This window comes from Brevibacterium sp. CSND-B09, from assembly GCF_052906525.1.
Map to the genome: position 1 here is coordinate 831,437 of NZ_JBREGI010000001.1, position 24,825 is coordinate 856,261.

Consider the following 24,825-nt stretch of genomic DNA (forward strand, 5'->3'; position numbering starts at 1 on the left):
TTCAGGAATCCTCCGGGTTGGTGAAGCGGCGGTTGCTGCGTTCACGCTGCCTGCGCAGACGTTCCCGAGCCTGCCGTTCGATCTCGGCTTGCGCCTGCAGCCGTTCACGGCTCATCTCCCGGGCACTGCGGACCGGCAGCACTGTGGTCTCCGCATCCCCGGCATCGGCCGAGTCCTCGTCTGCGTCAACCGCACCTGCCTCGGCACTCGAATCGGCCCGGTGAACGACACGGGTTTCGGCGTCTTCGGGATCGACACGGTTGACGATGCGGGTTTCCGCGTCTTCATCCGTGGCGATTCGGTCCGTCGGCACACCATCGGCATCGTCGCTGTCATCGATGATCGCGTCGGAGTTGGTTCCATGGGTCGGCAGCACCGTGGTGGCATCATCCTCGTCGGATCGGCGCGCACCCTTCTGCTCGAGGAACGACGGGAGCTCCTCCTCATCATTCTCCGAGTCCCGGTCCGCGGCCTCACCGGCGACCCCCGGAGCACTGGTAGCACCGGATGGTTCCTCACTCGCCGAGGCAGTCGGATCTTCTCGCAGATCCGCTCCGAGGTCGACGCGTTTGGTGGGAACAGCACCCGAGATCTCGGCCTCGGCGTCGGTGACCGCAGAGGGAACGAAGCGATCGCCGGAGGCGGGGACGAAACGCGGTCCGCGTTCGTGCATCTCGTCTTCGCCGCGCGTATCGCGTTCGTCGGTGTCGTCCGCATCGGTGTCATCCTCGGCGGAGCCATCTGCCGTATCCCGGCTGTCGACAGAGTCGTCTGCAGTCTCAGGTGCACCGTCCACTTCTGCGGAGGAGTCGGGAGAGGATGTTTCGTCTTTGTCGTCGTCAGGCACGGTTCCGGCGGCCACGGCAGCGATCGGCACGGAGCTGCGTTCCGGACCGCTGTCGGGCTCAGCATTCGATGTTGAGGCGGGGGCCGCCTCGGTGCCGGTGTCGCGCTTGACCAGGGTCTGCGGAAGCCGAGCGCGGATGGCCGCGAGGATCTGCTCGGTGAGTTCATCGGCGTCGACCGAAGCGTCGAGGACGACATACCGGTCGAGTTCCTTGTGTGCGCGGGACAGGTAGGTCTGGCGCACGCGCTGGTGGAACTGCTGGTTCTCGTCGTCGAGGTAGTTGCTGTCGCCGCGCTTGCCCATCCGCTCGGCCGCGACCTCGGGTTCGATGTCGAGGACGATCGTCAGGTTCGGTACGAGCCCCTGGGTGGCCCACCGACTCAGCGCGAGGATCGTCTTCTCGTCGAAGCTGCGACCGGCTGCCTGGTAGGCGATCGTCGAATCGATGTACCGGTCGGTGATGACGATGTTTCCGGCGTCGAGGCTGGGGTCGACCAGGGATGCCACATGGTGGGCACGGTCAGCGGCGAAGAGCAGGGCTTCGGTGCGCGAGCTCGGCGGGTCGGAGTCGAAGAGAACAGAACGGATCTTCGTGCCCAGTTCGGTGCCGCCGGGTTCGCGAGTGGCCTCCACGTGATAGCCGTCATCGGCCAGAGCCGCGGAGATGCGTTTGATCTGTGTGGTCTTGCCGGAACCATCTCCGCCTTCGATGGCGATGAAGAATCCGGCGCCGAGGCGTTCGGCCGAGTTCCCGAGTCCGCCGGCCGCAGTCTCCGGCTGGCTGGGCGGGCGGAATCCGTGGACGATGTCGACGGACAGCCCCTGCAGTCTGTGCGGGTCGAAGGTGAAGAGTCCGATGACTCCGGCGACCAGGGCGGCGATGCCGAAGATGAGGAACGCGACGTCGCTGGGAGCCAGGATCCAGTCAGGACTTGAACCGACTTCGACCGTGCCGCCGAGATCGAGGGCGTTGATCACCAAGGCCAGACCGGCGCCCGCGACGGCACCGTAGCGGCGGGAGAAGTCATAGGGCTGAGCGCGCACGCCGATGCCGACGAGGAACGCGATCGCGGCCGAGAGCACGACCTTGCCGGAGAGTTCGTTGATGGCGCCGGTGGCGAGCAGCAGCACACCGGAGACGAGCAGAGCGAAAGTGGACACACGCGGACGGGACATTCCGGGGGCGAAGGTCGGCCCCATCTCGAATCCGACGGCCCACCCGACGAGGCAGCAGGCGATGATGAGCGCGAAACCGGCCTGACCATAGCCGTGGCCGATCGCCGTCGGCTGGGCAAGCATGAAGGTCGCGCCGAGGACGGCGAAGAGGCCGATGCACACCCACGGATTCGCGATCGCCTCGGCGGGGCGGGCGACCCGGGCCTTGAGTTCGGGGAACTGCCCGGTCGTCGCAGACTCTGCGTGCAGGGCACGTTCGGGGGTGAGGAAGATGATGACGGAACCGGCGGCCATGCCGATGCCCACCAGCAGGGACACCCAGCCGAGCGCTTGAGTTCCCGCTGCAGAGCCGCCGAGGATCTGGAAGGCACAGGAGACGAAGACGAGGACGGCCGCGGGAATGCCGACACGGCGCCACGGCTTCTCGTGCCTGAAGGGGTTGATGCTCATGAGCAGACCGACCACGGCGCCGAGGAACAGGGCCGCGACCCAGGTCAACCAGGCGCTGGGAGCCAGGCTGAGGACGACGAGAAGTGCGGCTTCGACGATCGCTGAGATGCTCAGAGCTGTCTTGCGCACCGCCGGCGGTCGGGAGGCGAAGACCTTTGCGGGAATGAAGAGACCTGTGCAGGAGAGGGCGAAGACGATGAGCAGCGACAGACTGCCCATCTGATTGTCGAATCCTCCGGCGCTGAGAGACTCTCCCATGGCGGTGTAGGCGCGTCCGCCCACCGTCGCGACGAGTCCGCTGGTTCCTGCCACGACGTAGCTGATCGCGACAAGAACGATCAGGGCACCCCAGGCGGCGGTCTCGGTGACCAGGCGGCCGGGGGCTCCGGGCAGTCGGTGTCCTGTAGTCGTCAACATGCTCACAGCCCTACACTATCTGGCCGAACTGACATATCTCTTGGAAACGAGTGCGATCTGCGACAACCCGAACCCGACCGGGGCCTGCCGATCCTCTACCCTTGAACTCGTGCACACAGACTCACTGGCGATGACCACGGTGGCGGCGGAAGGCTTGGGCCCCGTGGAGGAACTCGCATTCGCCCGCGTCCTCCTCGATTCGGTCAAGGCCGGACGCCGCGGAGCGACTCTGCGGATGTACCGACCGGCCCCGACCTTGGCGTTCGGTGCCAGGGATCGTTTCCTGCCCGGCTTCGCCGCCGCCATCGAAGCGGCCCGGGATCACGGTTTCACGCCTGCTCTGCGCAGCCTCGGCGGGCGCGCGGCCGCATACCATCCGGGTTCGCTGGTCATCGATCACATCGAACCGAGTGATTCATTCATCACGAACACCAACGCACGGTTCACCGGTTTCGGCCAGGACTATGTCGAGGTGCTGCGCGGGCTGGGCATCGATGCCCGCCTCGGCGAGATTCCCGGCGAATACTGTCCCGGTGAACACAGCGTCAACGTGGCCGGGCGGATCAAGGCGATCGGCACCGCCCAGCGCGTGGTCTCCGGTGCCTGGCTGTTCTCGTCGTCCGTCGTCGTCGAGGACCCGGATCCGATCCGCGCGGTACTCACCGATGTCGAAGCCGCTCTCGGAATCGACTGGGATCCGTCCACGGGCGGATCGATCAGCGAGGTCCATCCGGAGGTGACGATCGATTCCGTCGCCGAGGCGTTCGCCGCCTACTATGCCGACGCGAATCCGGATTCGCCCCTGTCCCCCACCGCCGAGGAGCTGGCCGAGGTGGCCGCCCACGCGGACAAGCACCGGCTGTGAGGTCGGCGAAGGCTGTGGTCGGCACAGGCCGCGACAGCGCGCGAACCGCGGAGACTGAATTCCTTTGACCGAACGACTTTGGGAGCACACACCATGATCGTCACCATTCGTGAAGCAGAACGCTCTGATCTGCCCGAGATCCTGCGGCTCGTCCGCGCGCTGGCCGTCTACGAGAAGGAACCGGATGCGGTCGAAGCCACCGAGGCGGATTTCGCGACAGTGATGTTCCCCGAAGGTGGTCATGCGAACACGTTCGGTCTCGTGGCCGAGTCGGGCGGCGAGGTCATCGGCATCGCGATCTGGTTCCATTCGTTCTCGACCTGGACGGGCAGGAACGGCATCTGGCTCGAGGACCTCTTCGTCTTGCCCGAACATCGCGGCTCGGGAGCCGGAAAGGCGCTGCTCGGCCGGCTGGCGCAGATCTGCCAGGAGCGCGGACTGACGCGGCTCGAATGGTGCGTGCTCAAATGGAACACCCCGTCCATCGGGTTCTACGAATCGCTGGGTGCGAAGCCGCAGGACGAGTGGGAGACCTACCGACTCGACGGCCAGGCGCTCACGGACTTCGCAGATTCGTCGCGCGGCTGACCTCGTCCCTGAGGCACTGTTGTCCTCGTCCCTGAGGCACTGTTGTCCTCGTCCCTGAGGCACTGGAGTACGTGGCCGGCGCCGGCAAACGGCGATTGTTGGGTCGATCCACGGTGTTTTCGACGTCGAGATCACCGTGGATCGACCCAACAATCACGGGCCACGGGGTGTCACAGGCGACGGGAGAAGAAACGACTTTCGCCACCTGCCGGACCATCAGGCAGGTGGCGAAAGCAGTGACAGGTGAACGCCGCGGGCTCGGCGGACGTCGACTCAGGGAGTCTTCGGCTTGGCCGTGCTCGTCTTCTTCGCAGCCGTAGTTCTCGCCGCCGTGGACTTCGACGCAGTCGACTTGGAAGCCGTCGTCTTTTTCGCGGCGGTGGTCTTCGACGCGGTGGTCTTCGACGTAGTCGTCTTGGCGGCCGTCGTCTTCTTCGCATTCGACTTCTTGGCGGGGGCCTTCTTGGCCGGAGCTTTCTTCTTCGCCGGCCCCTTCGCGCGCTTCTCAGCGAGCAGAGTCGCGGCGCGTTCGAGCGTCACGGCTTCGACGGAGTCGTCCTTGCGCAGGGTCGCATTCGTCTCACCGTCGGTGACATACGGTCCGAAGCGACCGTCCTTGACGACGACGGGCTTCTTCGTCTCCGGGTCCTCGCCGAGTTCCTTCAGCGGAGCCGCGGCCCGACGACCGCCGCGCTGCTTCGGCTCGGAGTAGATCTTCAGCGCCTCTTCGAGGGTGATGTTGAAGATCTGCTCCTCATCGGTCAGGGAGCGGGAGTCGGTTCCCTTCTTCAGGTACGGTCCGTATCGGCCGTTCTGCGCGGTGATGTCCGTGCCCTCTTCGTCCTGTCCGACCACGCGCGGCAGGCTGAGCAGCTTGAGCGCGGTCTCGAGGTCGATCGAGTTCAGATCCATCGACTTGAACAGGGAACCTGTGCGCGGCTTCGGCTTCTTCGCGCCGCGCTTCGGCTTCTCCTCGGGTTCGGGCAGCACCTCGGAGACATAGGGTCCGAAACGACCGTTCTTCGCCACGATGGTGTGTCCGGTCTCCGGGTCGACGCCGAGCTCGCGGTCGCCGTCGCCTTGGGATTCGATGAGTTCGGCGGCCTTCGCCGCTGTCAGCTCATCGGGTGCCAGATCGTCGGGGACAGAGACCCGCTTCGGGTCCTCTCCGTCTTTCTCCGAGGCGACTTCGAGGTAGGGACCGTAGCGGCCCACGCGCAGGTTCACGCCCTCGCTGATGGCGACGGTGTTGACCTCGCGGGCATCGATATCGCCGAGGTCGTCGACGATGGCTTTGAGTCCTTCGCGATCCTGGGTCTTGTCACCGAAATAGAATCCGGCCAACCAGTCGTTGCGATCCTCCTCGCCCATCGCGATCCGGTCGAGTTCGGATTCGAGGTCAGCGGTGAACGCATAGTCGACCAGACCGGTGAAGTGCTCTTCGAGCAGGCGGACGACAGAGAACGCCAACCAGCTGGGCACCAATGCATTGCCGCGAGTGGTCACATAGCCGCGGTCCTGGATCACGGAGATCGTCGCAGCATAGGTCGAGGGTCGGCCGATGCCGAGCTCTTCGAGCTGCTTGACCAGGCTGGCTTCGGTGAAGCGCGGCGGCGGAGCGGTGGTGTGGCCGTCGGCTTCGGCCTTGACGACCGATAGCGATTGGCCCTCTTCGACCTGCGGCAGCCGCGATTCTCCGGACTTCGTGTCGTAGCGGGACGCGTCCTGGCCCTCTTCATAGGCGGCAAGGAACCCGCGGAAGGTGATGACGGTGCCGCTGGCGCTGAAACCGGCCTCGTGGCCGTCGGCGAGAGCAGCGCTGACCTTGATCGTCGCGGTCTTGCCCTTCGCGTCGGCCATCTGGCTGGCGACGGTGCGCTTCCAGATGAGGTCGTAGAGACGGAACTCGTCGCCGTTGAGCTGCTTGGACACCTGTGCCGGGGTGCGGAAGGAGTCACCGGCGGGACGGATCGCCTCGTGGGCCTCCTGCGCCGATTTCTGCTTGCTCGCGTACTGGCGCGGCGACTGCGGAACGAATTCGGGACCGTAGAGTTCGGTCACCTGCTTGCGGGCGGCAGCGATGGCCTGACCCGACAGCGCCGAGGAGTCGGTACGCATATAGGTGATGTAGCCGTGCTCGTACAGCGACTGAGCGGTGCGCATGGCCTGACGAGCGCTCATGCGCAGTTTGCGTCCGGCTTCCTGCTGCAGGGTCGAGGTCGTGAAGGGTGCGGCCGGGCGCCGGGAGTACGGCTTCGACTCCACCGCGGTCACCGTCAGCGCATCCTTGGCGCTGCCGTTCAGCTCCGTGGCCAACGACTCCGCTCGCGCCTGGTCGACGATCGTCGCCGAGGTGTTCTTCAGCTCGCCCTTGTCGTTGAAGTCACGGCCGCTGGCCACCCGCGATCCGTCGAGTGTGGTGAGATTCGCAGCGAACGGGTTCGTCCCGTCCGGCAGACCGAGATCGATATCGAGGTCCCAGTAGTCAGCGGGCACGAAGGCCATGCGTTCGCGTTCGCGTTCGACGACGAGGCGGGTGGCCACGGACTGCACACGTCCGGCCGAGAGCCCGGCACGGATCTTGCGCCACAGCACGGGTGAGACCTCGTAGCCGTAGAGACGGTCGAGGATGCGGCGGGTCTCCTGCGCGTCGACGAGCGAGGAATCGATATCGCGGGTGTTCTCCAGGGCCCGTTCGATCGCCTCAGGCGTGATCTCGTGGAAGACCATGCGCTTGACCGGAATCTTCGGTTTGAGGACTTCGAGCAGATGCCAGGCGATGGCCTCTCCCTCGCGGTCCTCATCCGTTGCCAGATAGAGTTCGTCGGCGTCCTTGAGCAGACGCTTGAGTTCGGTGACCTTCTTCTTCTTGCCCGGATCGATCCGATAATAGGGATCGAAGTTGTTGTCGACGTCGACAGCGAACTTTCCGTACGGCCCCTTCTTCATATCGGCGGGCAGCTCCGAAGGGGTGGGCAGGTCGCGGATATGACCGACGGAGGCCTCGACGTCATAACCGTCGCCGAGGTATCCCACAATCGTTCGCGCCTTCGTCGGAGACTCGACGATGACGAGGCGACGGGGCTTCTTCTCGGTTGTGGTCACGCTTTCACATTCCTCTCACGGCATCAGCTGCCCGCTGCAACGGACGATCCGGCCCAATGTAACACTGTTGAACGGACACGTTCCTCATCGGCACTTGCGGCCCGGATGCTGCCCGGACCTCGTCCGATCTCGGCTCGGACACGGGGTCAACGGTTTCCGATCCTATCCCTATTCCGCCGACGTCCCAGTCGTCGAGGTCCCGATCGAACCGCCGTCGGGCAGCAATGCACCCGCCGCGCACAGGGCTCTGACCTGCGCCACGAGCTGATCTTCCAGAGCCGTGGGATCGACCTCGAGAAGCTGGGCCAAGGCCCCGGCCGTCTGTCGCAGGGTCAGCGTCCCATCCGCGACGGACACGAATCCGGCCAGTGCCGTGTCGAGGTCGAAGACCTGCCCGAAGCCGATCCCCTGTTCCAAGGTGATCGAGTTGGGTTCCGGCGCCCCGGGAAGGAAATGGCGATGTTCGACGAGGTCCGGAGAGCGTGTGAAAGCAGTCGCGGCGATCTCATCCGGTCCGGCCGCTGCCAGCCACGACCGGATCGCGATGATCGTGGTGAGGAACTCTGCGAGTCCGTGCGGATTGTTCGCCGGCGCCGAGGTGACTCTGACCCGGGTCTTGAACACTCCCTCGGCCGTCTCCAACGGTCCGCGGTCGACGTCCGAGGTGACGTCGCCGATCGCGGGATCTTCGGTACCAATCGTTGGCACATCGTTATCGGACTTCGCGATCAGCACGTACCCGAAGACGACTTCGTCCACAGCTCTGGTGGCGAAGTCGTCGAGCCATGCGGCGACTGCGTCGTTCCAGGCGGTGCTGGCGCGAGGGATCCCGCTGTCGCGGATCCAGGTCTCGGCGTAGGCGATGGGGTCCAGGGCTTCGCGTTCGATGACGAACACTGACGTGTCGTCATCGCTGACCCAGGACTCCGGTCCTTCGTCCTTCCCCGAGGCGGCTTCCCAGTTTCCGAGGCAGACGCTGCGTCCGCCCGGGGCGAGGTTCTCAGGGATCCGGGTGAAGAGCTCCCGAACGAGTCGGTCCCCAGTCATTCCGCCGTCCCGGTATTCGAAGGTGGTGTCCGTGCTGCGCGGGGTGATCACGAACGGCGGATTCGACACGAGCAGATCCACGGGTTCCTGCAATGGTTCGAGAAGCGAGCCGTGCCGGAATTCGATCGTCGTCACACCGTTGAGTCCGGCCGAGAGTTCGGCCAGACGCAGGGCCCGGTGGGAGATGTCGGTGGCGATGACTCGGTCGCTGTGGCGGGTCAGCAGCAGAGCTTGGATTCCGCAGCCGGTGCCGATGTCGGCGGCCACCCCGACGTGGTCGCGCGGGGTGATCGACACCAGTGTCCGGCCGGCTCCGCCGAGTCCGAGTACGAACTCGCCGTCGAGGACATCCGGTGTGGTCAGGGTCCCGTGGTCGGCCACGAGGTAGAGGTTCTCGTCCCCGGGACGGAAGCCGCGGGGAACACCCACGGGAAGTTCATAGGGGGTCAGGGCGAAGGGGGCGGTCACCTCGTCGTCGTCCACGGTGATCAGCCCCGCCTCGGCGGCGGTGTCGAAGGACTCCCCCAGCAGGGCGCGGACCTGGGCGACCGGGACTGTGCGGTGGAAGTGGAAGAGCAGCGCCGCGCTGGCCATGGCACGGTCGGCGGCCGTCGACGACTGGTCCGCCAGCGTCCGGGCGCAGTGGTGGATGGCGGGTGCGGCGTTGTTGCGCAGCAGCGCCTCCGAGGTCGGACCACCCCAGAACTGGCGCAGCCGTGGTTCGGTGTATCCGGAACGGTAGAGGGTCTCGCCCAGGTGGGCCAACGGCAGATCAGTCACAGAAGAATCCTAGCGACTGCGCCATAATTGACTCATGGCCTCCTCTGCTCTTCTCGACATCGTCACCGGTTTCGGTGCCCGGGATGAGCGGATCGTCCATGTCCGCGATATCCCGCAGCGTTTCGAACGGGATGCCGAGTGGCCGGACTGGATCGACGAGGAACTCAAGCACGCATGTCATTCCATCGGCGTCGACGCTCTGTGGCAGCACCAGCTCGAGGCGGCGCAGACGGCCAGGGACGGTTCCGACGTCGTCATCGCCACCCCCACCGCGTCGGGCAAGTCGTTGGGATTCTGGCTGCCGGTGCTCGAAGCGATCCAATCGACTCGCGGGAAGCTGCGCACCGCCTCGGCGATCTACATCGCTCCGACAAAGGCTCTGGCCGCCGATCAGCTGGCCAAACTCGAACGATTCGTCATCCAGGGCATGCGTCCCGCCAGCTACGACGGGGACACCTCACAGGTCTCGAAGGACTGGGCGAGACGGCATGCGAACATCATCTTCACCAACCCGGACATGCTCCACCGCAGCATTCTGCCCCAGCACGAACGCTTCGCCCGGATGTTCAAGAACCTGCGCTTCATCGTCATCGATGAGGCCCACCGCTACCGTGGAGTGTTCGGGTCCCACGTCGCACTCATCCTCCGCCGCCTGCTGCGCATCGCCGCCCACTACGGGGCCTCACCGGTCGTCATCGGAGCCTCGGCGACGATGGCGGACCCGGACGCAGCCTTTGCGAAGCTGACCGGGCGGCCCGCAAACGCGGTGACCGAGGATTCTTCACCCCGGGCAGCAGGCAGCTTCGCACTGTGGGAGCCTCCTGTGTCACCGGGCGGGGACCGGCGCAGCGGCCTCGTCGAGGCCGCCGATGTCATCACCGATTCCATGTGCGCCGGATATCGATCGATCACGTTCATCGCCTCCCGCCGAGGCACCGAAGCCCTGGCGCAGACGGTCCGTGACCAGGTGGGTGAGGTGGACGAGACCCTGACCGGCAAGGTCGCGGCATACCGGGGCGGGTATCTGGCCGAAGAGCGCAGGATGCTCGAGACGGCTCTGCGTTCGGGTCAGCTGCTGGCCGTGGCGTCGACGAATGCTCTGGAGCTGGGCATCGACATCTCCGGACTCGACCTGGTCATCATCTCCGGCTGGCCGGGGACCTTGGCGTCCCTATGGCAGCAGGCGGGACGCGCGGGCCGAGCCGGGCAACGGTGGATGGCTGTGTTCATCGCCCGCGATGATCCGCTCGATACCTTCGTCGTCCACCACCCCGAAGTCATCTTCGACTCCCCCGTCGACGCCGGCGTCATCCATCCGGGCAATCCGCACGTGCTTTCCGGTCACCTGTGTGCGGCCGCCGCCGAGGTGCCTCTGAATGCGGCCGATCTCGTGCACTTCCCGGACGATTCGTCCGAGGTCATCGACGATCTCGTGGAGCGGAAGATGCTGCGAGCACGGCCGACCGGATGGTTCTGGGCAAAAGACCAACCGGCGACCGACCTGTCCGATATCCGCGGTTCCGGCGGCGGACAATTCAGCCTGGTCGAAGCGAGCACCGGCACTCTGCTGGGCACGGTCGACGAATCGGGTGCACATACGGGAGCCCATCCGGGCGCGGTGTACACGCATCAGGGCATCGACTTCACCGTCCTCGATCTCGACCTCGAGGACCGGATCGTCGCCGTCGAACGTGCCGAGGTCGACTACACGACTCAGCCGCGCTCGCAGACGGAGATCTCGATCGTCGACACCGATGCGCAGCGGGTTCTGCCCTCCGGAGTGGCTGTGTGCAGCGGCACCGTCGACGTCAAGGATCAGGTCGTCGCCTACCGGATGCGGGCCAAGCGAGGTGGAGCGATCATCGCCGAACACGAGCTCGACCTGCCGGAGCGCACGCTGCGGACGAAGGCCGTGTGGTGGACGATTCCGCAGAGCGTCCTCGACGAGGCCGAAGTCGTCTCCGGAGACCTGCCCGGAGCCGTCCATGCCGCCGAGCATGCTTCGATCGGTCTGCTGCCGCTCTTCGCCGGCTGTGACCGGTGGGATATCGGCGGAGTGTCGACGGCTCTGCATGCCGACACCGGACTGGCGACAGTGTTCGTCTATGACGGTCTGGCCGGTGGTGCCGGTTTCGCCGAACGCGGCAGCGAGGTCATCGAAGGATGGTTGGGTGCGACAAGGGATGCCATCGCCGCATGTGAGTGCATCGACGGCTGCCCGTCGTGTGTGCAGTCGCCGAAGTGCGGCAACGGCAACGAACCGTTGGAGAAGGACGCTGCGCTGAGGCTGCTGCGCACCGTGCTCAGGTAGCGATCCCCCTCATTTCCCGGCGACGGCCTCCTCTCTGACCTTCGGCAGAGGTCCCGGGATGTCGACTTCGATGACGACATAGGCGGATTGCTCACTCAATGAGGCACGGCAGTCCTTGAGGTGTCCGCCGTTGCGAATCGCGACCTCCTTCGCCGTCTCACACGGTTCCCCGGTGGCCAGTCCGCGCACGGCGTCCGCGGCGGCGAGCGCCGCCAGATCCGCGGCACTCTGTGCCCGACTGTGGGCGACGAACGCCTGGCCGAGGCTGCCGATGGCGGTGACGAGGACGAGCACGATCGAGCAGAGACCCACGACGATGTTCGTCATGACGGTCCTCCTCTGTCCCCTTCGAACCGTGCGGTGGCATCCGCGTCGACGGTGTCGAGGAAGAAGATCGCGGCCGGCAGCTCGATCGTGACCGTGACGACCGAGTATCCGCCGTCGGCTCGGACACGGACCGAGGATGAGTCACCGGCGTGCTTCTTCGCTTCGGACACGACGGCGGCCTGTGGTTCGCCGCGGGCGATCTCACGGGCCGCGGACCGTGCCGCGTCGAAGGCTCGCAGCTGGGAGAACCCGACAGCGGCGGCTCCCGCGAGCAGCACGATGAGAAGAACGACAGCCGGCATGACGACGGCGAATTCCGCCGTCGCCGTTCCCGCATCGCGATCCCATCCTCGCTGCCGCTGACGGGAGCGTCCGCGTGCCATGACGGTTCAGCTTCCCAGACCGAGCGCCGAGGAGATGACCCCCGTGATGAGTTCCTTGATCGGTTCGGATTTGAGGACCACGACGAGAAGTGCTGCGAATCCGCACGCGGCCAGAGTGGTGATCGCATATTCGGCTGTGGTCGCTCCGGCGTCGGGTTCCCAGAACTGTTCGATCTCGCTGTGGTCCTCGACCGGTTCCACGTGCCCGGTCGGCGGGTCCTCGATCTGCGGGGACGGTGATGTGGTGGCCATGCTCTCCTCCTTGGCTGAAACCCCGTTCGCACTCTGCGAGCGGACCTTCAGCCTGGGAGTCGGCATGCTGCCGTGTCCAGGGCCGGATTCGCACCTGTGGAAACGTGTTCTGCATCCACAAGCTCACCGTGTGTGAGTGAAGGCGCCGTCCACAGGAAACGGCGTGCGAGTCAGCGCAGCCCGAGCATCAGCTGTTGCCGGCCCAGTCGTCTCTGAGGATGGCCATGATGACTTCGTCGTGGCGCCGGCCGTTGAAGAACACGGCTTCGCGTCGACGGCCTTCTTCGACGAATCCGGCTTTCGTATAGGAGGCGATTCCACGGGTGTTGAACGCCCAGGTCTGCAGCTCGATGCGATTGAGTCCCAATTGGAGGAACCCGTATTTCACGGCCAGTCGCACGGCATCCGAGCCGTATCCGCGACCGTGGAATTCAGGGCCGAGGACGATCGCCAGAGTGGCGGACTGGTTGATGGGATTGCGTCCGTAGAGGGTGACATGGCCGACGAACTCCTCGGTTTCGGTCAGCTCGATGCTGAAGCCGACTGCCTCGCTCGAGGTGTTCGCACTCCACTGCGAGAACTGCTCGGACACACCCCCTTCGGGCCGCGGCAGAACCGTGTGATTCTGCAGGACGACGATCGAGGGATCGAACCACCACTGTTCGAGGTACGGCAGATCATCCTCCCTCAGCGGCCGCAGGCGCACGGATCGACCGACGAAGAGATTCTCGGCGTAGTCCTCGGCTTGTTCGACATTGGACAGCTGATTGAAAGGTGTGACCGGTGCCATGTCCCGAGCCTATCGGTCGAGTCTGAAAACCCGGTCACCACTTCAGAAGAACACGGTCGTGAGGTCGGTCAGCAGTGAGATGACGACCGGAACGACAGACAGCAGCAGGAACGCCGGCAGAATGCACACGCCCAAAGGCAGCACCAGCTGCACACCCAAAGAGGCGGCCGCCTCCTGCCGACGCCGACGGGACGAAGCCCGCAGCTCCTCGGCCACTGACTCGATGAGAGGTGCCGGGCCGACGCCGGTGTGTTCGGAGAACTCGAAGACCTCGAGCACCGGCAGCAGGCGATCATCGTCGGCGAGCCTGCGCCCTCCGATCGTCATTGCACGGGCGATCCTCTGCAGACCCGACCGGTCGTCGGTCGCCTCGGCGGTCAGGGTCAGCGCCACGGGAATCGGCAGACCGGAGGTCAGGCAGATCGCCACAAGGTCGAGGTCGAACGCCAGCTGATCATCGGCCACTGCTCCTGCCGTCCCCGACTCCGGCGTTCCCGCCTCCCCGGCAGCCGCCTCGGTGTCGGTGGGAACGGATCGGCCCTCGCCGAGGAGGCTCTGCAGTCTCCCGCGGGTCGGTCCGGACCACAGCAGCACGCCGAGTCCGACGCAGACACCGATGAGCACAATCAGCATGGTCATCTCTGTGCTCTGAGCATCATCGTCCGCATCCACCACCGGCCGGCCCCGTACAGGAGGAGACCGGCACCGATGCTCAGCTGTCCCGGCAGTCCGGTGATGAGTTCCAGAGGGCGGACGCCGATGAGCAGGCCGAGACCGACACCGATGAGCGGCAGCCAGCTGAGCACCCGCACCGTCGACCTCGGTCCGGCCATCGCGATGCGGCGTTCGCGTTCGGCATCGAGGGCGTCCCTCTGCGCTGCCGCATACCTGAGGATCATCTCCGCTGCCGGTGCTCCGGAGCGTTCGGACACCGTCCACACGGCGGCCATTCCCGACAGCACGTGAGCGGCGGTCTCCGACAGTCCGGAGCTGCGGGTGGCGATGGCGCGTCCGGGTTCCTCGCCCAGGGAGATGGCTCGTGAGATCGGGGTCAGGACGTCGTTGCGGCGGCTCAGTGTGCTCATCACCGCCGGTGGGGTCATCCCCACCTTGAGCAGGTGGGCGCAGTTCTCCACGGCGGCGATCGCCCACAGACGCTCGGCCTGATCGTCGGCGGTGTGACCGCCTGGGCGAAAGAAGGCACGCACCCCTTTCCGCACCGATTCTCCGGCCTCCCCACGGGGCAAGAGCTCGCGCAGCCTGGAGCCCGGGTCCGGAGGCGCGGCGAGGATGATCCCGGCCGCGATGAGGACGGCGGTGACGACGATCATTGCGCGGACTTCTGTTCGAGCACGGCTTCGAACCGGGCCAGGGCACGCCGATTGACAGTGCCGGCCGTCGACGGCGAGGGGCGACCCCACACCGGTTCCATCACCACTCCCTCGGATCCAGTCCTCGTCGGGATCGCCAATTCCGTGACTCCCCGCTCGGAACCCGTGCGACGCAGATGGATGACGAGGTCGATGGCGGTGGAGAACTGCGAATACACGGCGTCCGGACTCATCTGCGCCAGCGCACCGAGCGCGGCCACCCGGCTGGGCACGGCCTCGGCGGTGTTCGCGTGGATCGTCGCACACCCACCCTCGTGCCCGGTATTGAGGGCCGTGAGCATGTCCCGGACCTCGGCACCGCGGCATTCCCCGACGACGAGGCGATCGGGCCGCATCCGCAGGGCATTGCGCACGAGGTCGGTCAGGGTCACTTCGCCGCCGCCTTCGACGTTGGCCTGACGCGCAGCGAGCTGCACGGTGTGCGGGTGGGTGACGATGAGCTCGCGGGAGTCCTCGACGATGACGATGCGTTGGATCGGTTCGACCAGCGACAGCAGAGCGCCGAGGAGGACGGTCTTTCCCGTGCCCGTTCCGCCGGAGACGAGGATGTTCGCCCGCGAGGTGACCGCCTCGGCGACGAGGGGGCTGATCTCAGCGGGGACGAACCCTTCGGCGCAGAGCTGGGAATAGGGGAATCCGGCCCGTTTGGGTACGCGGAAGCTGATCGTCGTCGTCTCCCCGGAGATCGGTGGGACGATCGCGTTCATCCGCACCCCGTCGGGCAGACGAACGTCGACATAGGGGGAAGAATCGTCGAGGCGGCGCCCGCCGAGGGCGGCCAAACGCACCGCCAAGGACCGCACGTCCTCTTCGGATCCCAGCGTCAGGTCGAGCAGCTGGGGACCGTCACCGGTGTCGGCGAAGACCTCCCGCGGCCCGTTGACGAACACGTCCGTGGTGCCGGGCACCTCGAGCACGGACTGCAGGGGTCCGGCCCCGGACAGCTGCGCGGACAGCCGGGTGACGAGTTCGAGCAGGGCGGAGGAACCGAGCACGCGTCCGGTGCGCTGGACCGCCTCGGCGACGGCGGCCGTGGTCACCGGTCCCGGATTGTCGAGCAGCGTTTTGCGGACATCGGCGACGAGCGAGGCGTCGAGCCATTCGCTCATTCCACCCACTCCCCCAGCAATCGGTCGACGAGGCGGCCGAGGTGCGCCCCACCTGGGATTCCCTCGCCGCGGTCGACGGCGGCGGACAGGCCCCGATCGTCGCGGATGCTTCCAGCCAGGCTCAGCCCGATGGAATCGGCGAGGAGGTCGGCGTCGAGCCCGCCGGCCCCGGTTTCACGGACGACGAGGCGCACATCCGGGTGGGCTTGGGAGAGCCGCTTGGCCACTTGGGAGGAGGCGACGGCGGATCTGACCCGGGCCGGGGAGACGAGGAGGACATGATGGCAGCGCCGGGTCCACTGGGGTGGGGCGTGGCGGGGCAGATCGACGATGACGAGGTCGAAGGCCTGGCCGGCCGCGGCGAGGAAGTCGTCGAAGACGTCCGGGTCGAGGTCGACGGTGTCGTCTCGCCCCCAGGACAGAAGGGCGAGCCCGTCGTGGCGGGGCAGCGCTTCGGCCAGGGTGGAGGGGCGCAGCTGTCCGCGGGAGGCACTGAGGTCGGTCCATCGCGGACCGGGGGCCTGTTCGGCACCGAGGACGAGGTCGAGTCCCCCGCCGAGCGGGTCGGCGTCGACGAGGACGGTGCTGTGATCGGCTCCGGCCCGCCGGGCGAGTGCGCAGGCGAGCACGGAGGCTCCGGCTCCCCCGCATCCGGCGACGACGCCGACCGTGGTCCCGGGTGCCGTCGGCGGTTCGACAGCGGCGATCATCCGCCCGCTCAGCCATTCCGCAGCAGCAGGCAGCACGGCGAGCTGGTCGACGCCGAGGTGCGCGGCCCTCGCCCAGGTCGAGGAGGGTTCGTCATCGTCGAGGACGACGAGGATCGTGTCTGCCCGGTCGGTGGCGGGGGCTTCGCGGACGTCTTCTCCGAGGAGGATGAGCGACGCGGACTGCCAGCCTCCGGAGTCGGGAGGCAGGACGGTCAGCGAGATGCCGATGCTTTCGGCCACTCGGGCGCATTCTTCGGTGATCGCACCGAGGTCGGTGATGAGGGCTACCTGCATGCACCGAGCCTGGATCCGCCCGGCTGTCACCGGCCAGGCCGGAGTGCCGCCCTGTGGATGGAACGACGAAGGGACGCCTCCTGTGAGGTTGAGTCACAGGAGGCGCCCCCAGCGGCAGTCGGCGGCCTCCGTCCACGTCAGCCGCAGTGGGCCGACCGGCCGGTCACATCATGTGGTGCCGGTGGGCACCGATTCGACCGAGGTCTGTCCACAGCGTTGACGCGTGAGTGGATTCCAGTCGGCTCAGCCGCGCTGGATTCCTTCGATATTGCGCAGGATGCCAGTGGTGCTGCCGTCGGAGTCGCGGACCTTGAACCAGGATCCGTTGTCTTCGAGGCTGAGGTACCAGTCGCCGGGGTAGATCGTGAACACCGGCATTCCGGTGGTCTCGTCCACGGCTTCGCGCGGTTCGGGAACGGCGAACCAGAAGGCCTGGATGATGGGGCGTCCACCGTCCTGGTTCTCGGCCTGACCATTGTCCTGATCGGCGTTCCGTCCGTCGTTCGGCGCATCACCGGACCGGTTCTGCCCCGCATCGGCGGGCACCGGCTGGTTGTCGACGGCCGTCTGTGCCATGGTCTCGTCGTTCGACCTCTCCGCGCCCCCGTCGGTCTCCGGCCGGTTGGCGTAGTCGGCCACGGGAACGTACTGAGTCGGCTCTTCGCTTTCGGGAGCGGTGGTCCGCTCCGAGCTGACTGCCGGCTCCATCACAGCGGTCGCCTGTTCGTCGTCGTCCGCGCCCGTCTTGCCAACTGAGGTGGGTTCATCATCTGACACGACCTTGTCGTCGGCCGGGGTGCTGACGACGGTGGCATCGGTGGAGCGGATGTTGGCGTCGTCGTCCGGGTCCTGCGCCGTAGTTCCGTCGGTCGATGCCGGGGAATCCGATCGCGAATCGTTCGACGCCGTATCTGCCGAGGCCGCATCTTCCGATGCATTTCCTGTCGAGGCCTGACCTGCATCGGTCGAGGACTGCGCAACCGAATTCGCGCCGGCGACGTTCGCACCTTCGGCGGCGTTCGTGTCGGACGATTTGGCGTTGACCTTGGAGACCAGGTCGCTGCTCTCGGACGGTGACACCACCGTGGGGGTTTCGTCTGACTCCGACGAGGCGGCCGTGGACCGGTCCGCGGACGTGTCGTCGTTCGCTTCATCCTTCTGAGCAGCCGACCCGGTGTCGGTCGATTCCGCACCGGACGTCGATTCCGCACCAGGCGTCGATTCCGCGTCGGACTCCGTTTCGGGAGCGGCGTGGCGGCCACGGCGACGTTCGGAATCCGAATGCGCGGCAGCGACGCCGGCAGCACCGGCACCGATCACTCCGGCGCCTGCGGCAGCGGCCGCTGCGCCCGAGTGTGACTTGTCATCGGACTGCCTGGACTGGGCGTCAGACGCTGCAGGCTGGCTGCCCGACTCAGCAGCCCGGCTTCCCGCAGCGGCGGTCTGGTCTCCGGTCGCATCGGTCTGCGGCTGTCCGGCTCCGACACCGAATGCCTGAGTCGGTTCGCTCTGCGAATGCTGTGGGGCGCCCGAATCGTGACGACCCAGGTAGGTCTGTCCGTCACCGGTGCTGTGCACCGGTCCGTCGTCCGAGGCCTGGTCGGATGCCACGTCCGCGGATTCGGGCGCAGCGCCCGCGCCCGAGGTGCCGGAAGCGGCGGGTGCGGCGAAGGAGCTAGCCGAACGCTCGGAGTCCTGCTCCTGCGGCGGAGCGTAGGGGCTGGGCTGGTTCTGCTGGTCGGAAGGCTGGGCCCGCTGTTCCGGAGCGGCGAACTGGTTCTGCTGTTCCGGACCGCCGAACTGTCCTGATTGACCGAACTGGTCCTGCTGCCCCTGCTGTGCAGGCTGACCCGACTGTCCTGGTCCGCCGAACTGGTCCTGCTGTCCGGGCGCACCGAACTGAGTCGGCTGGGCGGACTGTCCCGGGCCGCTCGGCTGACCGAACTGATCCGGCTGACCGGGCGCCGCCTGTCCCACACCGGCCGGAGCCGCTCCGTAAGGCGCGAATCCGGGTGCACCGGTGCCCGGGCCGGCAGCACCGGGCACATTGGCCACTGGTGCCGGATGCTGGGTGTGCTTGGTGACAGGGCGAGCCTTCGGATGGGTTTCGATGTCCTCGCGGCCGGCGAATTCCTTAGCGAAGAACGGCAGCATCGTGAATACTCCGGCGAAGAACGCGATGAGGCCGGCGAAGAACGTCAGGTACGAACCCACATGCCAGTAGACCGCCGAAGTGAGCAGATCGACGAACACATAGGTGAAGGCGATCGCCGAGAGCACGGAGATGAACTGGTCGAGGCTGAGCGATCCGACTCGCAGTCGGCTGTTGCCGAGCTTGTTGACGAGCACGGCCGCCACGATGAGCAGAATTGTGAGCACTCCGAACACGAGCGCGCCCATATCGGCGACATTCCAGTGCCACAGAGTGGTCGTCTCACTGCCGAGGCCGTAGTCGTAACCCCGGTAAGGCACGAACAATGCGATGAAGGCGAGCAGTCCGGCGAACAGGAGGAAGAGATCGCGCAGAGTCAGCGGGCCGAGGATTCCCGGGCCGGTCTTCTGCTTCGGCGCAGGCGCCTGACCGAACTGGCCCTGTCCCGGAGCCGAACCATAGGGTCCCGGCGCCGATCCGTACTGACCGGGAGCAGAACCGTACGGGCCAGGTCCCGAACCGTACTGAGCCGGAGCCGAACCATAGGGTCCTTGTGCGGCGGGCTGTCCCGGTGCCGAACCGTAGGGTCCCGGTGCGGAACCATAGCCCGGCCCGGGAGCAGAACCGAACTGCCCTGGCCCCGAACCGTAGGCCGGCGGCTGACCACCAGGCTGCTGCGCGTTCTGGCCCGGGTACTGCGGGGGCTGATCCTGCCACGGCTGTGGCCCGGACCCGGTTGGATGCTGCGGCGAACTCATCGCTGACTCCAGTCGATCTCGGGGAAAAGCTAACAGTGTTTCCGTGTCCGCGCGGGACGGATCCCGACAGACTCTGACCCCATCCTTGCAGAACACAGGCCACCTGTGCACTCATATGCGCATTCTCAGGCACGTCGAAGACTCCTCAGTCCCCCGCCGAGGCGGCCCTTCCGTCGCCGCGTAGCCGTCGAAATCGCGTGAGCTATACCACGATAGAAGCACGGTGGCTACCCCCGATTTGCCTGTTCATCGAGTGAAACTGCTCTCCCCAGCCCCCGACCGCAGGTATACAGTGCAACTAGAATTTTCGATCCACCAAGGAAGTCGGAGGGAAAGCATGACCGAAACCGCTGCCGAGCAGACCGAGACGTTTGCCCCACCTGAGCAGTTCGCGGCCGCAGCCAACGTCAAGGCCGATGAATACGAACGCGCCGAGGCGGACTACCTGGGTTTCTGGGCCGAACAGTCCCGTGAGCTCGTCGATTGGCACGAAGACTTCGGCGAGGTCCTCGACTGGACGAACCCGCCGTTCGCGAAATGGTTCGTCGGCGGAAAGCTCAACGTCGCTTATAACTGCCTCGACCGTCACGTCCTCGCAGGCAACGGCGACCGCGTGGCCATCAACTTCGAAGGCGAACCGGGCGACTCCCGCACCTTCACCTATGCCGAGCTCCTGGCCGAGGTGTCGAAGGCGGCGAACACGCTGATCGACCTCGGCGTGAAGACCGGCGACCGGGTGGCCATCTATCTGCCGATGATCCCCGAAGCGGTGATCTCGATGCTCGCCTGCGCCCGCCTCGGTGCGGCGCATTCCGTCGTCTTCGGCGGATTCTCCGCCGATGCTCTGCACTCGCGCATCATCGACGCCGAGGCCCGCGTCGTCATCACCGCCGACGGCAGCTACCGGCGCGCCAAACCCACGAGTCTCAAGCCGGCCGTCGACGAAGCGATCGCCCAGGGCGACACTCCCGTCGAGCACGTCCTCGTCGTCAAGCGCACCGGTCAGGACGTCGACTGGGTCGAAGGCCGTGACCAGTGGTGGGAGGACTCCGTCGGCCAGGCCGGCGACACACACGAGTGCGAATTCTTCGACTCGGAGCACCCGCTGTTCATCCTCTACACCTCCGGTACGACAGGAAAGCCCAAGGGCATCCTCCACACCACCGGCGGCTACCTCACTCAGGTGCTCTACTCGATGAAGGCCGTCTTCGACATCAAGCCCGAATCCGATGTCTTCTGGTGCACCGCCGACGTCGGCTGGATCACCGGTCACTCCTATGTCACCTACGGCCCACTGGCCGCCGGCACCACTCAGATCATCTACGAAGGCACTCCGGACACCCCGCATCAGGGTCGTTGGTGGGAGATCATCGAGAAGTACAGAGCCACGATCCTCTACGCCGCACCGACGGCGATCCGCACCTGCATGAAGTGGGGCGAGGAGATCCCCGCGAAGTACGATCTGTCCAGTCTGCGCCTGCTCGGCAGCGTCGGCGAACCGATCAACCCCGAGGCCTGGCGCTGGTACCACCGCGTCATCGGCAGTGAGCGCTGCCCGATCGTAGACACATGGTGGCAGACCGAGACCGGGGCCCACATGATCGCGCCTCTGCCCGGCGTGCTCTCAACCAAGCCCGGCTCCTCACAGCGTCCGATTCCCGGCATCTCCGTCGATGTCGTCGATGATTCGGGTGAGAACCCGGCCGGCCCCGAAGGCGGACTGCTCGTCATCCGCCGCCCATGGCCGTCGATGCTGCGCGGAATCTGGAAAGACCCGGAGCGCTTCAAGGAGACCTACTGGTCGCGGTTCGAAGACACGTACTTCGCCGGCGACGGCGCCCGCCGTGATGAGGACGGGGACATCTGGTTCCTCGGGCGTGTCGACGACGTGATGAATGTGTCCGGTCACCGCCTGTCCACCGCGGAGATCGAGTCCTCGCTCGTCGCGCATCCCAAGGTCGCCGAGGCGGCTGTGGTCGGCGCCGCCGACGACACGTCCGGTCAGGCCGTCGTCGCGTTCGTCATCGTCTCCAACGGCGTCGAGGACTCCCCCGAGACCTCTGAGGAGCTGCGTCAGCATGTGGGCAAGGACATCGGCCCCATCGCGAAGCCGAAGAAAGTCCACATCGTCACGGACCTGCCCAAGACCCGCTCGGGCAAGATCATGCGTCGACTGCTCAAGGACGTTGCCGAGAACCGCGAGGTCGGCAACACGTCGACCCTCGCCGATGCCTCGGTGATGGATCAGATCGAAAAGTCCGTCACAGGAGCCTGAGCCCCTCGCTCTGAGGCCGAAATCGGATGACCCGTCGGTGACAGACGACCCTGCCGCATAACGGCGGTCGTCCGGATCCGACGGGTTTTCCCGGTTCCCCGCCGATTCGCCTTTGGCCGCAGAGCCCGTTCAGACTACTCTTAAGTTAGATTGTCCTCGTTCTCGATTTAGGAGCTCTCATGGCCGAACGGTCCATCAGCGAACTGATCAAAGGCATCAGCGACGATTCCAAAGCGATCGCCGAAGAAGAGATTGCCCTCGCCAAGGCCGAGGCCACTGCCGGTGCGAAGAACCTGGGCATCGGGGCCGGACTGGCCATCGTCGCTCTCTTCCTGCTCTTCCTGTCCTCGTTCATGGTGATCTTCGCCGGTGCGGCCGCATTCCATGAGGGCCTGGGCTGGCCATGGTGGGGCAGCTTCCTCATCGTCTTCGGCATCCTCGCCGTCATTGCGATCATCCTCGTCCTTGTGGCCCTCCCGCTGTTCAAGAAGGGCAACCCGGTTCCCGGCACCGCGATCGGTTCGGCCAAGTCGCTGGCGGCCTCTGTCAAGCGCGCAGTGAAGAATCCCTCGGGACCCAGGTACTGACACCTCTCCCAATCTGAGAACCGCGGCAGATGCGAGAAGCGGCGCCGGACATTTCGTCCGGCGCCGCTTCTCGCATTCACGCTCAGCGTCGCTTCGCGACTCGCTCCTTGGCTTCCCGCAGAACCTGACGTTCCCGTTTCCGTGCCTCAGCCAGCACCTTCTGCGCCTGCCGGACCGCTTTCTGCGCCTCTCGCAGCTTCTTATCGGCCGCTACCGCAGGGTCATCATCGGCGATCGCGGCATGCCCTGCAGCCGCTGCCTCCGTCGCATCATCGGGCGCGGCGACTGAGGTCGCTGCGCTCGAGCCGTCGTTCGCCACGTCGGACACGGCACCTGCCCGCGCGTTCACGATCGCCTCGATGAAGGCCTCCACCCCGTCCAAACCTCGTTCGAGCCCGAAGTCGAAGGGATCGAATTCCGAGGCGAAGACCCCCGCATCGATCGCCTTCCTGAGGAAGGGATATCCATCCTCGGTGATGACGGCGTCGAAGAGACGCTGCTCCCGCGCCGCCACCTCGGCGGCGTCCAACCCGGTCGCTCTGCTCTGCTCCTCGTAGCCTGCCGCAATCAGCCCTTTCCAACGAGCCGCACCGGTGACGAGAAGTGAGACAGCGATCCCCTCCTCTTCGGTCAGACCGGTATCGCGGAGCGCCTCGAGATCGGCTTCCAGCCAGGCCGAACTGTTCGGTGTGATCGGGCTGCCGGTGATCGGCATCGACAGCAGCCAGGACTGACGCGAATAGATCTGTGACTGCGCCTCATAGAGTTCACCGAGTCGTGCCCGCCAGCCGAGATCCTCCTCGCCTGGCTCCGGAGGCAGGCCGGTCGCCTCCTCCTGCATGAGCAGCAGCAGATCGTCCTTCGAGCTGACATAGCGGTAGAGCGACATCGGCGTGTACCCGAGTCGTTTCGCGACCGCCGACATCGACACCGCCTGGATGCCGTCGCTGTCGGCGATCTCAATCGCAGCGTCGACGATCTTCTCGACGCTCATCTCCCTCTTCGGCCCCCGCTGGGGAGTCGCCGCGACACCCCAGGCCAGTGCGATTCCACTGGGAAGCTGCTCGATCAGATCATCCGTGCTCATGCCGCCAGTCTATATTGTGTATGGCATATATTGCGTGTTATTGTCATACACAGTTTCTATCATATACAGAAACTTGCTCCGGGAACCACGACTCGTGAGAGGACTCCCATCATGACCACGGACAGTTCAACCAGCACCGCACAGGACTCAACGGCACCGTCACCGAAACCGACAGGGCACATCGACACGGGTGACCTCCGTTCTCCCGCTATCTCCTTCACACAGGTGGGCAAGCGCTTCGGAACGAAGACCGTCCTCGACGGACTCGACTTCCACGTGCACAGAGGCGAGGTCTTCGCACTTCTCGGCTCCAACGGCGCCGGGAAGACCACATGCATCAATATCCTCACCACGCTCGTCCGCCCTGATGCCGGATCAGTTCGAGTCATGGACGTCGATGTGCGTGAGTCACCCGCCGAGGCGAAGCGGCGATTCGCCGTCACCGGCCAGTCAGCTGCCGTCGATGCCCATCTCTCGACCGAAGAGAACCTCGTCCTCCTCGGTCGGCTCTCCGGGCTGAGTCGGAGTGCCGCGAAAGCGCGAAGCCGCGACCTTGCCGAGAGGCTCAGCCTCACAGCCTTCATGTCCACCCGGGTCGCCGCACTCTCCGGCGGTATGCGTCGCCGCCTCGACCTGGCTCTCAGCCTCGTCGTCCCTGTCGATGTGCTCATTCTCGACGAACCCACCACCGGGCTGGACACCCGCTCCCGGCAGGAGCTGTGGACTGAAGTCAGCGAGCTCTCCCGAGGCGGCGCGACGGTGTTCCTCACCACCCAGTACCTCGACGAGGCCGATGCACTGGCCGACCGGATCGGCCTGCTCGACAGCGGCCGAATGGCGGGTCTGGGCACACCGGCAGAACTCAAGGCACGCATCGGCGAGGACACCGTGTCGATCCGCGGAACAGACGGAACTCAACTGGATGAGATCGCGACCGACGGCACTGTCGCCGGCCTCGCCGCGGCTCTCGAGCCGTGGACTTCCCGATCGCCTCGGGCCTCGGTTTCCCTGCACAGTCCCAGCCTCGACGATGTCTTCCTCGCTTTCACCTCGGCCGGCTCACCTCACTGAGCGCTCGATATCCGATCCCACGTCTCCGATCTCCACACCGTCCAGAGAGGACA

19 protein-coding genes are annotated in these 24,825 nt (G+C 65.9%); 6 read left to right on the forward strand and 13 right to left on the reverse strand.

What is annotated here, in order from left to right; all coding sequences use genetic code 11:
* Nucleotide 1: 1 nt before the first annotated feature.
* A complete protein-coding gene (gene tmk / locus ACU4IU_RS04040; RefSeq protein ID WP_446657574.1) occupies nt 2-2,890 on the reverse strand; it encodes a dTMP kinase in 2,889 nt (962 codons plus the stop codon).
* Nucleotides 2,891-2,999: 109 nt separating this feature from the next.
* On the opposite strand from tmk, the gene ACU4IU_RS04045 reads away from it, so the two are divergent.
* Together ACU4IU_RS04045 and ACU4IU_RS04050 are read left to right on the forward strand one after the other, a co-directional pair.
* Entirely contained in the window at nt 3,000-3,755 is a 756-nt protein-coding gene (locus ACU4IU_RS04045; RefSeq protein ID WP_248283969.1) for a lipoate--protein ligase family protein, read from the forward strand.
* A 93-nt stretch (nt 3,756-3,848) separates the two neighbouring features.
* Entirely contained in the window at nt 3,849-4,343 is a 495-nt protein-coding gene (locus tag ACU4IU_RS04050) for an N-acetyltransferase family protein (protein WP_446655917.1), read from the forward strand.
* A gap of 273 nt (nt 4,344-4,616) precedes the next feature.
* Here ACU4IU_RS04050 and topA read toward each other — a convergent pair whose 3' ends face one another.
* A complete protein-coding gene (gene topA, locus ACU4IU_RS04055; RefSeq protein WP_446655918.1) occupies nt 4,617-7,448 on the reverse strand; it encodes a type I DNA topoisomerase in 2,832 nt (943 codons plus the stop codon).
* Nucleotides 7,449-7,616: 168 nt separating this feature from the next.
* Nucleotides 7,617-9,275 (reverse strand): methyltransferase, encoded by a 1,659-nt coding sequence (locus ACU4IU_RS04060; protein ID WP_446655919.1) that lies wholly within the window; start codon nt 9,273-9,275, stop codon nt 7,617-7,619.
* Nucleotides 9,276-9,309: 34 nt separating this feature from the next.
* Here ACU4IU_RS04060 and ACU4IU_RS04065 point away from each other — a divergent pair, with 34 nt between their 5' ends.
* Entirely contained in the window at nt 9,310-11,586 is a 2,277-nt protein-coding gene (locus tag ACU4IU_RS04065) for a DEAD/DEAH box helicase (protein ID WP_446655920.1), read from the forward strand.
* Between the two features lie 9 nt (nt 11,587-11,595).
* On the opposite strand, the gene ACU4IU_RS04070 is transcribed toward ACU4IU_RS04065, so the two are convergent.
* The 9 genes from ACU4IU_RS04070 to ACU4IU_RS04110 form a co-directional block, all read right to left on the reverse strand.
* The gene (locus ACU4IU_RS04070; RefSeq protein ID WP_139468699.1) at nt 11,596-11,913 is read right to left on the reverse strand and encodes an Rv3654c family TadE-like protein; all 318 of its coding nucleotides are present in this window, start codon (nt 11,911-11,913) and stop codon (nt 11,596-11,598) included.
* Nucleotides 11,910-12,296, reverse strand: a complete 387-nt coding sequence (locus ACU4IU_RS04075) for a TadE family protein (protein ID WP_139468700.1) — start codon at nt 12,294-12,296, stop codon at nt 11,910-11,912. The genes ACU4IU_RS04070 and ACU4IU_RS04075 overlap by 4 nt, the downstream gene beginning before the upstream one ends.
* Before the next feature lie 6 nt (nt 12,297-12,302).
* Complete coding sequence (locus tag ACU4IU_RS04080; RefSeq protein ID WP_139468701.1) at nt 12,303-12,548, reverse strand: DUF4244 domain-containing protein; 246 nt, start codon at nt 12,546-12,548, stop codon at nt 12,303-12,305.
* A gap of 187 nt (nt 12,549-12,735) precedes the next feature.
* A complete protein-coding gene (locus tag ACU4IU_RS04085; protein WP_092016110.1) occupies nt 12,736-13,338 on the reverse strand; it encodes a GNAT family N-acetyltransferase in 603 nt (200 codons plus the stop codon).
* A gap of 42 nt (nt 13,339-13,380) precedes the next feature.
* The gene (locus tag ACU4IU_RS04090; RefSeq protein WP_229664004.1) at nt 13,381-13,977 is read right to left on the reverse strand and encodes a type II secretion system F family protein; all 597 of its coding nucleotides are present in this window, start codon (nt 13,975-13,977) and stop codon (nt 13,381-13,383) included.
* Complete coding sequence (locus ACU4IU_RS04095; RefSeq protein ID WP_446655921.1) at nt 13,974-14,669, reverse strand: type II secretion system F family protein; 696 nt, start codon at nt 14,667-14,669, stop codon at nt 13,974-13,976. Before ACU4IU_RS04095 ends, ACU4IU_RS04090 begins: the two co-directional genes overlap by 4 nt.
* Nucleotides 14,666-15,838 carry a TadA family conjugal transfer-associated ATPase gene (locus tag ACU4IU_RS04100; RefSeq protein WP_172173911.1) on the reverse strand — a complete coding sequence of 391 codons (1,173 nt, stop codon included), beginning with the start codon at nt 15,836-15,838 and terminating at the stop codon, nt 14,666-14,668. Before ACU4IU_RS04100 ends, ACU4IU_RS04095 begins: the two co-directional genes overlap by 4 nt.
* Nucleotides 15,835-16,842: a septum site-determining protein Ssd gene (ssd, locus tag ACU4IU_RS04105; RefSeq protein ID WP_181270926.1), complete on the reverse strand. Its 1,008-nt coding sequence runs from the start codon at nt 16,840-16,842 to the stop codon at nt 15,835-15,837. The genes ACU4IU_RS04100 and ssd overlap by 4 nt, the downstream gene beginning before the upstream one ends.
* A gap of 243 nt (nt 16,843-17,085) precedes the next feature.
* Nucleotides 17,086-19,752 carry a hypothetical protein gene (locus tag ACU4IU_RS04110; protein WP_446655922.1) on the reverse strand — a complete coding sequence of 889 codons (2,667 nt, stop codon included), beginning with the start codon at nt 19,750-19,752 and terminating at the stop codon, nt 17,086-17,088.
* 337 nt (nt 19,753-20,089) lie between these two features.
* Between ACU4IU_RS04110 and acs the strand changes: the two genes are divergently transcribed.
* Together acs and ACU4IU_RS04120 are read left to right on the forward strand one after the other, a co-directional pair.
* Nucleotides 20,090-22,027, forward strand: coding sequence for an acetate--CoA ligase (gene acs, locus ACU4IU_RS04115; RefSeq protein ID WP_446655923.1), 1,938 nt, complete (start codon nt 20,090-20,092; stop codon nt 22,025-22,027).
* 179 nt (nt 22,028-22,206) lie between these two features.
* Complete coding sequence (locus tag ACU4IU_RS04120) at nt 22,207-22,614, forward strand: phage holin family protein (RefSeq protein ID WP_446655924.1); 408 nt, start codon at nt 22,207-22,209, stop codon at nt 22,612-22,614.
* Between the two features lie 82 nt (nt 22,615-22,696).
* On the opposite strand, the gene ACU4IU_RS04125 is transcribed toward ACU4IU_RS04120, so the two are convergent.
* Nucleotides 22,697-23,701 (reverse strand): TetR/AcrR family transcriptional regulator, encoded by a 1,005-nt coding sequence (locus ACU4IU_RS04125; protein ID WP_434594185.1) that lies wholly within the window; start codon nt 23,699-23,701, stop codon nt 22,697-22,699.
* Nucleotides 23,702-23,812: 111 nt separating this feature from the next.
* Between ACU4IU_RS04125 and ACU4IU_RS04130 the strand changes: the two genes are divergently transcribed.
* Nucleotides 23,813-24,772 carry an ABC transporter ATP-binding protein gene (locus tag ACU4IU_RS04130; RefSeq protein ID WP_446655925.1) on the forward strand — a complete coding sequence of 320 codons (960 nt, stop codon included), beginning with the start codon at nt 23,813-23,815 and terminating at the stop codon, nt 24,770-24,772.
* Nucleotides 24,773-24,825: the final 53 nt, after the last annotated feature.

Excerpts from the sequence above, each read along its gene's own strand:
- tmk (WP_446657574.1), bottom strand. The coding sequence starts at position 2,890 with ATGTTGACGACTACAGGACACCGACTGCCCGGAGCCCCCGGCCGCCTG.
- ACU4IU_RS04050 (WP_446655917.1), top strand. The coding sequence starts at position 3,849 with ATGATCGTCACCATTCGTGAAGCAGAACGCTCTGATCTGCCCGAGATC.
- ACU4IU_RS04065 (WP_446655920.1), top strand. The coding sequence starts at position 9,310 with ATGGCCTCCTCTGCTCTTCTCGACATCGTCACCGGTTTCGGTGCCCGG.
- ACU4IU_RS04070 (WP_139468699.1), bottom strand. The coding sequence starts at position 11,913 with ATGACGAACATCGTCGTGGGTCTCTGCTCGATCGTGCTCGTCCTCGTC.
- ACU4IU_RS04075 (WP_139468700.1), bottom strand. The coding sequence starts at position 12,296 with ATGGCACGCGGACGCTCCCGTCAGCGGCAGCGAGGATGGGATCGCGAT.
- ACU4IU_RS04080 (WP_139468701.1), bottom strand. The coding sequence starts at position 12,548 with ATGGCCACCACATCACCGTCCCCGCAGATCGAGGACCCGCCGACCGGG.
- ACU4IU_RS04085 (WP_092016110.1), bottom strand. The coding sequence starts at position 13,338 with ATGGCACCGGTCACACCTTTCAATCAGCTGTCCAATGTCGAACAAGCC.
- ACU4IU_RS04090 (WP_229664004.1), bottom strand. The coding sequence starts at position 13,977 with ATGACCATGCTGATTGTGCTCATCGGTGTCTGCGTCGGACTCGGCGTG.
- ACU4IU_RS04095 (WP_446655921.1), bottom strand. The coding sequence starts at position 14,669 with ATGATCGTCGTCACCGCCGTCCTCATCGCGGCCGGGATCATCCTCGCC.
- ACU4IU_RS04100 (WP_172173911.1), bottom strand. The coding sequence starts at position 15,838 with ATGAGCGAATGGCTCGACGCCTCGCTCGTCGCCGATGTCCGCAAAACG.
- ssd (WP_181270926.1), bottom strand. The coding sequence starts at position 16,842 with ATGCAGGTAGCCCTCATCACCGACCTCGGTGCGATCACCGAAGAATGC.
- ACU4IU_RS04110 (WP_446655922.1), bottom strand. The coding sequence starts at position 19,752 with ATGAGTTCGCCGCAGCATCCAACCGGGTCCGGGCCACAGCCGTGGCAG.
- acs (WP_446655923.1), top strand. The coding sequence starts at position 20,090 with ATGACCGAAACCGCTGCCGAGCAGACCGAGACGTTTGCCCCACCTGAG.
- ACU4IU_RS04120 (WP_446655924.1), top strand. The coding sequence starts at position 22,207 with ATGGCCGAACGGTCCATCAGCGAACTGATCAAAGGCATCAGCGACGAT.
- ACU4IU_RS04125 (WP_434594185.1), bottom strand. The coding sequence starts at position 23,701 with ATGAGCACGGATGATCTGATCGAGCAGCTTCCCAGTGGAATCGCACTG.
- ACU4IU_RS04130 (WP_446655925.1), top strand. The coding sequence starts at position 23,813 with ATGACCACGGACAGTTCAACCAGCACCGCACAGGACTCAACGGCACCG.